Annotated in this window: 13 protein-coding genes and 1 tRNA gene; 6 read left to right on the top strand and 8 right to left on the bottom strand. The window is 72.6% G+C overall.

Translation table 11 applies throughout. The annotated features are described in order from the left end of the window. Nucleotides 1-282 precede the first annotated feature (282 nt). Complete coding sequence (locus DT019_RS11825; RefSeq protein ID WP_114036906.1) at nucleotides 283-672, top strand: hypothetical protein; 390 nt, start codon at nucleotides 283-285, stop codon at nucleotides 670-672. 54 nt (nucleotides 673-726) lie between these two features. Then, entirely contained in the window at nucleotides 727-1,584 is an 858-nt protein-coding gene (locus DT019_RS11830; RefSeq protein ID WP_114036710.1) for a spermidine synthase, read from the top strand. A 38-nt stretch (nucleotides 1,585-1,622) separates the two neighbouring features. Here DT019_RS11830 and DT019_RS11835 read toward each other — a convergent pair whose 3' ends face one another. Next, nucleotides 1,623-2,189, bottom strand: coding sequence for a hypothetical protein (locus tag DT019_RS11835; RefSeq protein ID WP_114036907.1), 567 nt, complete (start codon nucleotides 2,187-2,189; stop codon nucleotides 1,623-1,625). Between the two features lie 99 nt (nucleotides 2,190-2,288). On the opposite strand from DT019_RS11835, the gene DT019_RS11840 reads away from it, so the two are divergent. From DT019_RS11840 to DT019_RS11850, 3 genes are all read left to right on the top strand, one after another. Then, the gene (locus tag DT019_RS11840; RefSeq protein ID WP_114036711.1) at nucleotides 2,289-2,978 is read left to right on the top strand and encodes a response regulator transcription factor; all 690 of its coding nucleotides are present in this window, start codon (nucleotides 2,289-2,291) and stop codon (nucleotides 2,976-2,978) included. Further along, a complete protein-coding gene (locus tag DT019_RS11845) occupies nucleotides 2,975-4,369 on the top strand; it encodes a sensor histidine kinase (RefSeq protein WP_114036712.1) in 1,395 nt (464 codons plus the stop codon). The genes DT019_RS11840 and DT019_RS11845 overlap by 4 nt, the downstream gene beginning before the upstream one ends. A gap of 287 nt (nucleotides 4,370-4,656) precedes the next feature. Continuing rightward, on the top strand, nucleotides 4,657-6,138 hold the full coding sequence (locus tag DT019_RS11850) for a cellulose binding domain-containing protein (protein WP_114036713.1): 1,482 nt from the start codon (nucleotides 4,657-4,659) through the stop codon (nucleotides 6,136-6,138). A gap of 64 nt (nucleotides 6,139-6,202) precedes the next feature. Here DT019_RS11850 and DT019_RS39510 read toward each other — a convergent pair whose 3' ends face one another. The 6 genes from DT019_RS39510 to DT019_RS11875 all read right to left on the bottom strand — a co-directional run bounded on the left by DT019_RS39510 (nucleotide 6,203) and on the right by DT019_RS11875 (nucleotide 11,816). Next, a complete protein-coding gene (locus tag DT019_RS39510; RefSeq protein WP_189389464.1) occupies nucleotides 6,203-6,355 on the bottom strand; it encodes a hypothetical protein in 153 nt (50 codons plus the stop codon). Further along, nucleotides 6,352-7,119: a MerR family transcriptional regulator gene (locus DT019_RS11855; protein ID WP_114036714.1), complete on the bottom strand. Its 768-nt coding sequence runs from the start codon at nucleotides 7,117-7,119 to the stop codon at nucleotides 6,352-6,354. The genes DT019_RS39510 and DT019_RS11855 overlap by 4 nt, the downstream gene beginning before the upstream one ends. Before the next feature lie 82 nt (nucleotides 7,120-7,201). Then, nucleotides 7,202-8,605 carry a GH1 family beta-glucosidase gene (locus DT019_RS11860; protein ID WP_114036715.1) on the bottom strand — a complete coding sequence of 468 codons (1,404 nt, stop codon included), beginning with the start codon at nucleotides 8,603-8,605 and terminating at the stop codon, nucleotides 7,202-7,204. 39 nt (nucleotides 8,606-8,644) lie between these two features. After that, entirely contained in the window at nucleotides 8,645-9,526 is an 882-nt protein-coding gene (locus DT019_RS11865; protein WP_114036908.1) for a carbohydrate ABC transporter permease, read from the bottom strand. Further along, a complete protein-coding gene (locus DT019_RS11870) occupies nucleotides 9,484-10,479 on the bottom strand; it encodes a carbohydrate ABC transporter permease (RefSeq protein WP_114036716.1) in 996 nt (331 codons plus the stop codon). The genes DT019_RS11865 and DT019_RS11870 overlap by 43 nt, the downstream gene beginning before the upstream one ends. 2 nt (nucleotides 10,480-10,481) lie before the next feature. After that, nucleotides 10,482-11,816 carry an extracellular solute-binding protein gene (locus tag DT019_RS11875; protein ID WP_114036717.1) on the bottom strand — a complete coding sequence of 445 codons (1,335 nt, stop codon included), beginning with the start codon at nucleotides 11,814-11,816 and terminating at the stop codon, nucleotides 10,482-10,484. 234 nt (nucleotides 11,817-12,050) lie between these two features. Here DT019_RS11875 and DT019_RS11880 point away from each other — a divergent pair, with 234 nt between their 5' ends. Beyond that, complete coding sequence (locus DT019_RS11880) at nucleotides 12,051-13,082, top strand: LacI family DNA-binding transcriptional regulator (protein WP_223279427.1); 1,032 nt, start codon at nucleotides 12,051-12,053, stop codon at nucleotides 13,080-13,082. An 87-nt stretch (nucleotides 13,083-13,169) separates the two neighbouring features. Here the strand turns inward: DT019_RS11880 and DT019_RS11885 are convergent. Further along, a tRNA-His gene (locus DT019_RS11885) sits at nucleotides 13,170-13,242 on the bottom strand. Nucleotides 13,243-13,266 lie beyond the last annotated feature (24 nt).

The raw sequence follows: 13,266 nt of genomic DNA on the forward strand, positions 1-13,266 counted from the left end.
GTACCTGCTGTGACGAGGCGTTCACACAGTGTTTGGCTACAAACCGGATATCTCACCCGCGATCCGCCATGAACTGCCATCCTTTGCGGCGGCGCGGCGCCGTTCCCCTTGACGCCCAAGGGCGTTGAACCATGTGGAGAGCGCCAGACACCGCAGAGACGCGGAGGGCTTGCCTTGTTGGAGGACTGCGTGAACACCGACACCGACATCGACTTCACCGGCTCCGGTACGCAGACGACGGCCGTCCGGCATCCGCACTCGCCGCAGGCCAGCGCCCCGCCGGTGCTCGGATGCCCGGTCGAGGAGCCCTGCGACCTGGTCACGGTGCCCGCCCGCCAGGGCCTTGAGGCCGTGGACATCATCCGCCGCGGCGCCGCCCCGGCCGCCGTCGGCCCCGTCCTGCACGACGGGACCTGCGACACCCTCGGCTTCCTGGTGCCGTCCGGCACCGCCGCCGCCTGGGACGTGCCCGGCAGCGCCTGTACGGAGACCAACGGGCGGGGGCTGCGCATCGAGGGCCTGCCCGTCGCGCCCCCCGTCACCGGCTCGGGCTGGCTCCTCCCCCCGGACACCACCGAGGTCACCGACCCCGGGCTGCTGCGCGCGGCCCTCGGCGAGGCGGCCCGCATGATCGAGGCGGCCGACGGCATCCGCGAGGCCGAGGGCCGCTGACCGGCGCCGCGGCGCGGGAAGGCGGCACCCGTCCGGCCGGTCGATAATGGCCGGATGGCGAAAAGCAGCAGGCGGCGCGGGCCCGAGCCCGTCGTCGAGACGGTGGACGGCGGACTCGCCGAGCTCATACCCGACCGGGACGGGACCGGCGGGTGGACCCTGCTGCTCGACGGGGCGCCGCAGTCGCACGTGGACCTTGATGCCCCGGAGCGGCTGACCTTCGAGTACCAGCGCCGCCTCGGCCATGTCATCGACCTCGCCGCCCCGTCCGGTCAGGCCCTGAACGTGCTGCACCTCGGCGGCGGCGCCTTCACCCTGGCCCGCTACATCGCGGCCACCCGCCCCCGCTCCACCCAGCAGATAGTCGAGCTCGACGCCGCGCTCGTCCAGCTCGTACGCCGCGAGCTGCCGCTCGACCCCGGGGCCCGGATCCGGGTGCGCGGCGGCGACGCGCGGGCCGGGCTCGCCAAGCTCCCGGACGGCTGGGCCGACCTCGTCATCGCCGACGTGTTCAGCGGGGCCCGCACCCCGGCCCACCTGACCAGTGCCGAGTTCCTCACGGACGTGCGCAGGGTGCTGCGGCCGGGCGGCACGTACGCCGCGAACCTCGCCGACGGGCCGCCGCTCGCGCATCTGCGGGGCCAGATCGCGACCGCCGCCCAGGTCTTCCCCGAACTCGCGCTCGCCGCCGACCCGACGGTGCTGCGGGGCAAACGGTTCGGCAACGCGGTGCTCGTCGGCTCGGCCGTGCCGCTGCCGGTCGCCGAGCTGACCCGGCGGATCGCGGGCGACCCGCACCCCGGCCGCGTCCAGCACGGGCGGGAGCTCGCCGGCTTCACGGGCGGCGCCGCCGCGGTGAGCGACGCCAGTGCCAAGCCCTCGCCCGCGCCGCCGGCCGGCGCGTTCCGCTGAGGACGCGAGGGCGGTGACGGGCCCGTTCGCTCCCCGCGTCAGGTGTTGTTGATCTCCACCGAGGGCGGGTGGCCGTTCCAGGTGCAGAACACCGAGACCGTCTCGCTGCCGCGCGTGAACGTGACCCGGATCCACTGCGTCTGGATCCAGCGCTCCATCTGCCAGCCCGACGCGGGCGTCGCGGAGACGAGCTGCGCGGAGGTGTCACCGAGGTCGAACACCACCCGGCCGCCCGAGACGTTGTACCCCTGCACCGCGCCCGAATTGGCCGGATTGCCGGAAGGGGTCGATGTCGAGGGCGACTTGGCGCCGGACGGGCCGGACGACGGCGCGTGGCTGTCCGAAGCCTTGCCGTCCCCGGTGTCCTTCGACGGTTTCCGCGCGGGCGAGGACGAGGGGGAGGGCGGTGGCTCCTGGGGGCGCTGGGTCGAGGAGGCGTCCGGCCGCGAGCCCTGCGCGATGTGCGCGTCGCCACTGATCGGCAGGGCGCGGGGCGGGTCGTACACCGTGCCCGCCATCACCGTGTGGACACCCCACCAGGACAGCGTCACCGCCGCTCCGGTGGCGAGCGACCACGCCAAACCGTGTACGAGTCCTCTGTGCATCCGGGCCATACTGCACCACGGGCCCCATCCGTGTCCCGCCACCGCCGGCTCCCCTCCCACGAGGGACTCCGCTCCTGCGGATGGCGTACGGTGCGGGCCATGGCAAGTGTGCTCGTGGTCGAGGACGACCAGTTTGTCCGCTCCGCCCTCATCCGCCACCTCACCGAGGCCTCCCACACGGTACGGAGCGTCGGCACGGCACTCGAGGCGCTGCGCGAAGTGGCCCATTTCCGTTTCGACGTGGTCATCCTGGACCTCGGACTGCCCGACCTGGACGGGTCCGAGGCGCTGAAGATGCTGCGCGGCATCACCGACGTACCGGTGATCATCGCGACCGCGCGGGACGACGAGGCGGAGATCGTCCGGCTGCTCAACGACGGCGCGGACGACTACCTCACCAAGCCGTTCTCCGTGGAGCACCTCTCCGCGCGGATGGCCGCCGTGCTGCGCCGGGCGCGCGCCACGGCCGGGGCCGAGCCGCCGTCCCGGGTGCTCCAGGTCGGCGGGCTCCGGGTCGACCCGCTGCGCCGCCAGGCCGAACTCGACGGCGTCCAGCTCGACCTCACCCGGCGCGAGTTCGACCTGCTCGCCTTCCTCGCCGGGCGGCCCGGCGTCGTGGTCCCCCGCAGGGAACTGCTCGCCGAGGTGTGGCAGCAGTCGTACGGCGACGACCAGACCATCGACGTCCATCTGTCCTGGCTGCGGCGGAAGCTGGGGGAGACCGCGGCCCGGCCGCGCTATCTGCACACGCTGCGGGGCGTCGGCGTCAAGCTGGAGCCACCGCGGTGAGGTGGGCGCTCGTCAGGGTCTGCCTCGCCGTCACCGTGATGGTCGTGGTCGCCTTCGCGGTGCCGCTCGGCATGGTCATCAAGGAGATGGCCCGCGACCGGGCGTTCTCCAACGCCGAGCGGCAGGCCGCGGCGATCGGGCCGACCCTGTCCATCACCACCGACCGCGACGCGCTGGAACGCGCCGTCGCCTCCACCCAGTTCGGCGCCGAGAACCGGATGGCCGTGCACGTTCCGGCGGACCCGGCGGTCCCCGGCAGCGCGCCGGTGGAGATCGGCAAGCAGCGCGCCGCCGACCGGGACCTCGAAGCCACCCGCAAGGTCATCAAGGCCTCGACCACCGACGTGGCGGGCGGTTCCGCGCTGCTCCAGCCCACCGCGCTGAGCTCCGGCCAGATTGCCATCGTCGAGGTCTTCGTGCCGGAGGCCGAGGTCACCAACGGCGTGACGACCGCCTGGCTGGTCCTGGCCGGGGTCGGCATCGGCCTGATCATCGGCTCCGTGGCCGTCGCCGACCGGCTCGGTGTACGCATGGTCCAGCCCGCCCAGCGCCTCGCGGGCGCGGCGCAGGACCTGGGCGAGGGCAAGCTCGGCGCGCGCGTCCCCGAGGAGGGGCCCACCGAACTGCGCTCGGCGGCCGTCGCCTTCAACTCCATGGCCGACCAGGTGGTCCAACTCCTCGCGAACGAAAGGGAGTTGGCGGCCGACCTCTCGCACCGGCTGCGTACGCCGCTCACCGTGCTCCGGCTGAACGCGGCCTCCCTCGGCGACGGGCCCGCGGCCGAGCAGACCCGCGCGGCGGTCGAGCAGTTGGAGCGGGAGGTCGACACGATCATCCGCACCGCGCGCGAGGCCAAGCCCAAGACCCAGCCCGCCGGGCCGGGGGCGGGGTGCGACGCCTGCGAGGTCATCCTGGAGCGGATGGAGTTCTGGTCGGCGCTGGCCGAGGACGAGGGCCGCGAGGTGCGGCTCGCGGGGGTCGACCGGCCCGTGCGCATTTCGGTGGCGCGGGCCGACCTCGTGGCCGTGCTCGACGCGCTGCTCGGCAACGTGTTCCGGCACACGCCGGAGGGGACGGCCTTCTCGGTGGACGTCCACAACGGGGAGGACGCGGTGATCGTGCTGGTCTCCGACGCGGGGCCCGGCATCTCCGATCCCCGGGCGGCGCTGGCGCGGGGCAACAGCGGGGGGCGGCCCGGGTCCACGGGGCTGGGGCTCGACATCGTGCGGCGGGTCGCCGAGTCGACGGGGGGTGACGTCCGGATCGGGCATTCCGTGCTGGGCGGCACGGAGGTTCGCCTCTGGATCGGGCTCGGGCCGGCGTCGCCGGGGCGCCGCGGTCACCGGGTCCGCGGCCGTTCCCGCCGCCCCCGCCGGGGCGCAACGGCCTGACCTTTTCCCCGCCGGGGTGGAAGGACCCTGGGGCTCCGCCCCAGACCATGCCGGCCAGCACCAGTACCGCCAGGGGCGCGGGGAACTGCGCGACCAGCCACGCACGGTCAACAGCCGAACCCCCTGGGAGTGCCGGGCTTAACCTCCCCCCATCGCATCCTTAAGCCCACCCTAAGATCCCCAACCCCCGCCCTGAACTGGGCATTTGTCCGGTTCGGCCTCGCTAGCGTGCTCCCGCACCCCGGAAACGGAATCCCGCACCCCCGCAACGCAGAGGCAGGCACGGCATGGGCAGCAGTACGCATCGGCGCAAGGCGAGCGGCACGACCAAGGTGATCGGCACGGTGGCCGCCGCCGCGGTCGTCGGCGGCGCGGCCTTCGCGCTCACCGGCACCGCGCAGGCCGCCTCGGTCGGCGCGGCGTACACCAAGACCAGCAGTTGGACCGGTGGTTACACCGGGCAGTACGTCATCACCAACGACACCGCCAAGACGCTCCCCGACTGGACCCTGGAGTTCGACCTCCCGGCCGGCACCACGCTCTCCTCCCTCTGGAACGGCGACCAGAGCGTGCGGGGTCAGCACGTCACCGTGAAGCCGCCCAGCTGGGACAAGGCTGGACTCGCCCCGGGCAAGTCGGTCACCGTCGGCTTCGTCACCTCGGCCCACGGCACCGCGGGCGACCCGACCGGCTGCCTCATCGACCAGGAGAAGTGTTCCGTCGACACCGGGGCCACCCCGCGGCCCAGCGGCCGCCCCACCGGACAGCCCACCCCCCAGCCCTCCGGCCCGGCGAGCACCAGGCCGACCGCCCAGCCGTCGAAGCCGCCCACTGCGATACCCACCCCCAGCAAGAGCACCGGCGGCGGTAGCGCGAGCGGCGCCGGGTTCGCGCCGTACGTCGACACCTCGCTCTACCCGGCGTACGACCTGGCGGGCACCGCCGACAAGACCGGCGTGAAGCAGTTCAACCTCGCCTTCGTGACCTCCGGCGGCGGCTGCGCCCCGCTGTGGGGCGGCGTCGGCGACCTCGGGAGCGACAAGGTCGCCTCGCAGATCGGCGCGCTGCGCGCCAAGGGCGGCGATGTGCGGGTCTCCTTCGGCGGCGCCTCCGGCTCCGAGCTCGGCCTCGTCTGCAAGAGCGCGGACGAGCTGGCTGCCGCGTACGGCAAGGTCATCGACGCGTACAAGCTCACCAAGGTCGACTTCGACATCGAGGGCGCCGCGCTGCCCGACACCGGCGCCAACGCCCGCCGCGCGCAGGCCATCGCGACGCTCCAGCGGTCCCACCCCGGGCTCGACGTCTCCTTCACGCTGCCCGTGATGCCCGAGGGCCTCACCCAGCCCGGCGTCGACCTGGTCGCCGACGCCAAGAAGAACGGGGTGAAGGTCTCCGCCGTCAACATCATGGCGATGGACTACGGCCCCTCCTACAGCGGTGACATGGGCGACTACGCGATCCAGGCCGCCAGGGCGACCCAGGCCCAGATCAAGGGAGTTCTGGGTCTGTCCGACGCCGCCGCGTGGAAGGCCGTCGCCGTCACGCCGATGATCGGCGTCAACGACGTCGGCGTGGAGAAGTTCACCGTGGCCGACGCCGCCAAGCTGGTGGACTTCGCGAAGTCCAAGGGCCTCGGGTGGCTCGCCATGTGGTCCGGTGCCCGTGACAAGGAGTGCCCGGGCGGCGCCAAGAACTCCGCCGACCCGACCTGCTCCTCGATCGCCCAGGAGCCGCTCGCCTTCACCAAGGCGTTCGGCGCCTACAGGTAGCCGTCCGTCCACCCCTCAGCTCCCCGGCCGGGACCGCCCTTCCCCCACCCCGGCCGGGGCCCGCTCATTTCCCCGCCGATCTGGCAGCGAGCGCCAGGACCCCGGCCGCGATCAGCACGGCGAGCACCACGCCCCACCCGATCACCCCGAACGCGGCGAGCGCGGCCGTCAGCGGCACGACGATCAGCAGGAACGGCAGCACCGAGTACCGGTTCATCCCTCGGCCCCCCGCCGTGCCGCGTCCAGGTAGGCCGTCAGCCCGTCCCACCGGCCCGGCCGCGCCGAGGCGTCGCCGGACAGCGCCGCCGGGTCCTCGCGCCAGGCCTCCCGCACGCCGGCGGAGAGCGACCGGTCGCCGCCGCTGAACAGCGTGCCCAGCTCGTCCATCCGGGCCGCGATCCGGCGTACGCGCGGATCCGTCGGCGGGGTGTCCGCTGCCCTCAACTCCTCGGCCCGCCGGTACAGTTCGGGCCATTCGACCTCCAGCAGGTAGTGCGCGGCCGGGCCGAGGGCCGCGGTGTGGGCGCCGAGCGCCCGTATCTGGTCGTCGTCGAGGTGGCGGCGCACGGCCTGTTCGGCCGCCGGTCCCGCCGTGCCGGTGGCGCGCAGCGCGTCGAGCACCGCGGAGGTCGTCGGCGCCCGGCCGTCCGCCACCTCCCGCTCGATGTGCACGAGCCGGTCGCGCAGGGTGGTGAGGGCGGCCAGCCGCGCCTCGACGCTCTCGCGGTGGTCGCGCAGGACACGCGCCGGGTCGACGCCGGAGTCCAGGCAGACGGCGATGGATTCCAGGCCGAGGCCCAGGCCGCGCAGGGCCAGCACCTGGTAGAGCCGGGCGATGTCGTCCTCGGTGTACTCCCGGTGCCCGCCCGCGGTGCGGCGCGATGGCGAGAGCAGTCCGATGGTGTCCCAGTGGTGCAGCGTGCGGACGGTGAGCCCGCTGGCCTCGGCCAGGGGGCCCACCTTCCAGGTGGATGCGGTCATGGCTCCACTGTGCGTCCTCACGCGGCGTGAGGTTCAAGCCCGGCGCCGGGTCGGTCCGCCGGCGCCCCCGCCCCTCGGGGTGTCACGTCCCGGGCAGCTCCCCGGTCCGGGCCAGCTCCGCGTACCAGCGGGCGCTCGACTTCGGGGTGCGGGCCAGCGTCTCGTAGTCCACGTACACCGCGCCGAACCGCTTGCCGTACCCGTACGACCACTCGAAGTTGTCCATCAGCGACCAGAGGTAGTAGCCCCGCACGTCCGCGCCCGCCTCCATCGCCCGGCGCACCGCCGCGAGGTGGTCGCGCAGATAGCGGATGCGGTCCGGGTCGTGCACCGAGCCGTCCGGGCCCGGCTTGTCGTCGCAGGCCGCGCCGTTCTCGGTGACCAGGAGCGGCAGCCCCGGGGCCTCCTTGGTGTAGCGCATCAGCAGGTCGTACAGGCCCGAGGGGTCGATGCTCCAGCCCATCGCGGTCCGCTCGCCCGGCGGCTGGTGGAAGGCGATGCCGGTGGCGCCCGGCCAGGGCGAGTGCGCGCTCGCCCCGTGGCCGTCCGCGCGGGCGTCGGCCCGGCCCGGGTCGGACGCCGAGACCAGGGAGGTCGTGTAGTAGTTGAGGCCGAGCGCGTCGAGCGGCTGGCGGATCGCGCGCAGGTCGCCGTCGTGCACGAAGGACCAGTCGGTGACCGAGGCGGTGTCCGCGAACAGCCGCCTGGGGTAGGCGCCGTGCAGCATCGGGCCGTGGAAGACGCCGTTGGCCAGGTCGTCGATCCGGCGCACCGCCGCCAGGTCCTCCGGGTCATCGGACAGCGGCCTGATCACCGCCGAGTTGAGGCTGACCGCGATCTGGTCGCGGGCGGGCAGCACCGCTCGCAGGGCCGAAGCCGCCTGTCCGTGACCGAGGTTGAGGTGGTGGGCGGCGCGCAGCGAGGCCGCGGGGTCGGTGCGGCCCGGCGCGTGGACGCCGGAGGCGTACCCCAGAAAGGCGCTGCACCACGGCTCGTTGAGCGTGGTCCACCGCTCCACCCGGTCGCCGAGCGCGGCGCCGACCAGTGCCGCGTACTCGGCGAAGCGGAAGGCGGTGTCCCGGGCGGGCCAGCCGCCCGCGTCCTCCAGCTCCTGCGGCAGGTCCCAGTGGTAGAGGGTGAGCGCGGGCGCGATGCCGTGGTTCAGCAGCTCGTCGACCAGGCGCCGGTAGAAGTCGAGGCCCAGCTGGACGGCGGGCCCGCGTCCGGTGGGCTGCACCCGCGACCACGAGACGGAGAAGCGGTACGAGGTGAGCCCGAGCTCCGCCATCAGCGCGACGTCCTCGCGCATCCGGTGGTAGTGGTCCACCGCGAGGTCCCCGGTGTCGCCGTCGGCGGTCCGGCCGGGCGTGTGGCTGAAGGTGTCCCAGATCGACGGGGTGCGGCCGTCCTCCGCCACCGCCCCCTCGATCTGGTAGGCGGAGGTGGCGGCGCCCCAGAGGAACCCGGGCGGAAAGCGGTCCAACATACGACACTCCCAACGAGCCGAAGAATGAGGGGACTTGGATCAGCCCTTGACCGCGCCCTGCATGATGCCGCCGACGATCTGCCGCCCGAACAGCACGAACGCGAGCAGCAGCGGCAGCGTGCCGAGCAGGGCGCCGGCCATGATGACCGACTGGTCGGGGATGTAGCCGCGGCCGAGCCCGGTGAGCGCCACCTGGACGGTGGGGCTGCCGTTCTGGGTCAGCGCGATGATCGGCCAGAAGAAGTCGTTCCAGGCCATCACGAACGTCAGCATCCCGAGCACCGCCATCGCGGGCCGGGCGACCGGGAACACGATGTGCCACACCACCCGCCAGCTGCTCGCCCCGTCCACCCGGGCGGCCTCGACGAGCTCGGTGGGCAGCGCCTCGACGAGGTACTGCCGCATGAAGAACACCCCGAACGCGCTGACCAGGGTCGGCAGGATGACGGCCTGGAGCTGGTCGGTCCAGGACAGCTTGGCGACCATCATGTACAGCGGTACGACACTGAGCTGCGGCGGCACCATCATCGTGCCGATCACCAGGAGCAGCAGCAGGTTCTTGAAGCGGAAGCGGAGCTTGGCGAAGGCGAAGCCCGCCAGGGTGGAGAAGAACACGGTGCCCGCGGCGATCGAGCCCGCCACGATCGCCGTGTTGAGCAGGGCCGTGCCCATGTTGGCGTCGGTCCAGGCGATCCGGAGGTTCCTGAACAGGTTCCCGCCGAACCAGAACGGCGGGGGTGTCTGGGCGAGCCGGGTGTTGGTGCGGGACGCGGCCACCGCCGTCCACACCAGCGGGAACAGCGATCCCGCGGTGAACACGATCAGGACGGCGTAGGTGAGGCGGCCGCCGTGCAACTGACGGCCGGCACGCTGGGCCCTCAACTCATCTCCCCCTTGCGCAGCTTGTGGGAGACGAGCCAGTTCACCGCGCCGATGAGGAGCAGGATCAGGAACATCGCCCAGGCGATGGCCGAGGCCCGGCCGAGGTGCAGGTTCACCCAGCCCTGTTCGTACAGATACAGGCCGAGCGTCTGGAACTGGTGGTCCGAGCCGCCGGTGGCGCCCGCCGAGCCGTTGAACAGGAGCGGCTCCCCGAACAGCTGGGTCGCGCCGATCGTGGAGACGACCGCGGTGAACAGGATGGTCGGACGCAGCGAGGGGATCGTCACGTGGCGGAACTGCTGCCACCGCGAGGCCCCGTCGAGCGCGGCCGACTCGTACAGATCGGCGGGCACCGCCTGCATCGCGGCCAGGTAGATCAGCGCGTTGTAGCCGGTCCACCGCCAGATGACGATGGTGGAGACGGCGAGCTGCGAGGTCCAGCCGCCGTTCTGCCAGTCGACGTGCCCGAACCCGACGAGCCCGAGCGCCCAGTTGACCATGCCGTAGTCGCGCCCGAAGAGCAGCACGAACACGAGCGTCGCCGCGGCCACGCTGGTGGCGTACGGGGTGAGCACGGCGACCCGGAAGAACATCGAGCCGCGCAGCTTGTAGTTGAGCAGGTGCGCGATGCCGAGCGCGACGAGCAGCTGCGGCACGGTGGACAGGACGCCGATGGTGAAGGTGTTGCGCAGCGCGTTCCAGAAGAAGTCGTCCGACAGGAGCCGCGAGAAGTTCTTCAGGCCCACCCACGTCATGTCGTTCGGCGAGGTCAGCTCGACCTGGTGCAGCGAGGCCCAGCCGGTGTAGAGGAGGGGGAAGAGGCCGAAGGCCGCGAAGAACACGAAGAAGGGCGCGACGAACGCGTACGGGCTCCAGCGCACGTCGCGCCGGTAGCGGCGGCTGCGCCGCTCCTCGGCGCGGGCCCGGCCGGGGGCCGTGCCCTCCTGCCCGGGACCGGGGGAGGGCACGGCGGCCGTGGTGTCGCTCGCCATCGTCACTGGTCCAGCGCGTTGTCGATCGCCTTCACCGCGGCGTCCCAGCCCTGCTGCGGCGACTTGCCCTTCTGCTCGACCTGGAGCATGCCGATGTCCGAGAGGTTCTGCTGGATGATCTGGTCCTTCGGGCCGAGGGGCTGCACCGGGGTGCCCTCGGCGGCCCGCGCGAAGATCTGGCCGATGGGGGCGTTGCCGAAGTAGGCGTGCTTGGCGTCGGCCACGGCGGGCAGCGCGTAGGCGGCCTTGGCGCTCGGGAAGCTGCCGCGCTTCTCGAACAGGACGGCCTGCTGGGCGGGCGCGGTCAGCCAGGCGGCGAGCTTGGCGGCCTCGGCCGTGTGCTTTCCGGCCGACGGCACGGTGAGGAAAGAGCCGCCCCAGTTGGAGGGCTGGGGGGCGGCGGCCACGTCCCACTGGTCCTTGCCGGAGGCGCCCGCCTTGTCCTGGATGTAGCCGAGCATCCACGCCGGGCAGGAGACGGTGGCGAAGGAGGCGTTGGCGAAGCCCTGGTCCCAGGTGGGCTGGAACTGCTGGAGCTTGGCGGTGAGCCCGTCGGTGGCGAACGCGGCCGCGGTGTCCCAGGCCTGCTTGATCGCCGGGTTGGTCTTGTAGACGACCTTTCCGTCGGCGTCGTAGTAGCGGGTGGCGCCGGCCCCGGTGATCGAGTTCAGCACGCCGGACGCGGAGTCCACGAAGGCGGCGCCCTGGGGGGCCTTCGCCTTGTACTGGCGCCCCACCGCGAGGTACTTGTTCCAGTCGCCCGCCCACAGCTTGCCGACGGCCTCGCGGTCGGTGGGCAGTCCGGCCTTGGCGAACAGGTCCTTGCGGTAGCAGATGCCGGTGGGCCCGGTGTCGGTGCCGAGGCCGACCGTCTTGCTGTCCTTGGTGGTGGCCTGCGCCCACTTCCAGGGCAGGAAGTCGTCCTTGTTCACCCCGGGCGCCTTGGACAGGTCCTCCAGCTTGCCGCTCTGGGTCGCGGTGACCTCGGCGATGTTGCTGACCTCGACGGCCTGGATGTCGGCGAGGCCGCTGCCGGACCCGAGGTGGGTCAACAGCTGGGGGTAGTAGTTCTCGTTCCGCTCGATCGAGGTCTGCTTGATCTCGATGTCCGGGTGGAGCTTCATGTACGCGTCGTAGAGCCCGGCCTCCTTCAGGCCGAAGGCGCCGAAGACGCCGACGGTGAGGGTGGTCTTCGCGCCGCCCCCGCCGCCGGCCGACGGACCGTCGGCCGCCGGGGCCTTGCCGTCGTCGGCGCAGCCCGCGAGCAGCCCGGTACCGAGCGCGGCCACGGCCGCGAGGGCCGCCAGCCGCCTGGACATACGTGTACGCGTGCGCATGTGCTTCCTCCAACTGTCGTCCGGGCCAAGCCAGTTGAGGCGCGTCGGCGCGGGCGGAAGGTATGCGAAAGGTGTAGGGACCTACTAGTGTGGGAGCGCTCCCAGCTGTGATGTGTTGAAGGGTCGCGGCTGACTGTTGGACTGTCAAGGGACCGCGCAATGACTGTGGATGAGGTTCCCCGCCCGGCCGGGACTGTTACTTTCAGCGGAGTTGCGCGAGTGGGGGAGGCAGACGTGACGGCAGCTCGCACGATCAGGGGCCGCGGTGCGGGGCGGCCCACTCTCGAAGAAGTGGCGGCCAGGGCCGGGGTCGGCCGGGGCACCGCGTCCCGGGTGATCAACGGTTCGCCGCGGGTCAGCGACGAGACCCGGGCCGCCGTCGAGGCGGCCGTCGCCGAGCTCGGCTACGTGCCCAACCGGGCGGCCCGCGCCCTCGCCGCCAACCGCACCGACGCCATCGCCCTGGTCGTCCCCGAGCCCGAGGCCCGCTTCTTCGCCGAGCCGTACTTCTCCGACATCGTGCGCGGGGTGGGCGCGGCCCTGGCCGACACCGAGATGCAGCTCCTGCTCACCCTGGTCGGCGGCGACCGGGAGCGGCGCAGGCTCGCCCAGTACCTCGCCTCGCACCGCGTCGACGGAGTCCTGCTCGTCTCCGTGCACGCGGACGACCCGCTGCCCGACCTCCTCGAACAGCTCGGGATTCCCGTGGTCATCAGCGGCCGGCGCAGCGAGGACGAGCCGCTCGCCTCGGTCGACTCCGACAACTACGAGGGCGCCCGCACCGCCATAGCCCACCTCGTGGCCCGCGGTCGGCGCACCATAGCGATGATCACCGGTCCGCTGGACGTGTACGGCGCCCGCCGCCGCCTCGACGGCTACCGGGCGGCCCTGGCGGAGGCGGGCCTTCAGGAACTGTCGGTTCCCGGCGACTTCACCGAGGAGGGCGGCCGCCGTGCGATGACCGAGCTGCTGGCCCGCCGCCCGGAGCTCGACGCGGTCTTCGCCGCCTCCGACGTCATGGCCTCCGGCGCCCGCCAGGTGCTGCGCGAACAGGGCCGCCGCATCCCCGAGGACATGTCCCTGATCGGCTTCGACGACTCGGTGATAGCCCGCCACATGGACCCGCCGCTGACCAGCGTGCGCCAGCCGATCGAGGAGATGGGCCGCACGATGGCCGAGCTGCTCCTCGCCGAGATCACCGCCACCGAGCCGAGCCGCCCGAGCCTGGTCCTGCCGACGGAACTCGTCGTACGCGCGTCGTCCTGACAAGCCTGACGAGGGGGAGGGCGTCGGGTCGGGCCGGGACGCGAAGAAGGCCCGCCCCGCTCGCGCGGGACGGGCCTTCTTCATCAGGGTGAGTAACGGGACTCGAACCCGCGACATCCTGGACCACAACCAGGTGCTCTACCAGCTGAGCTATACCCACCATGCATGACCGGACTGTTGTGGT

Origin of the sequence: Streptomyces sp. SDr-06 (genome assembly GCF_003324565.1) — a bacterium.
In the GTDB taxonomy this organism is placed as follows: Bacteria; Actinomycetota; Actinomycetes; order Streptomycetales; family Streptomycetaceae; genus Streptomyces.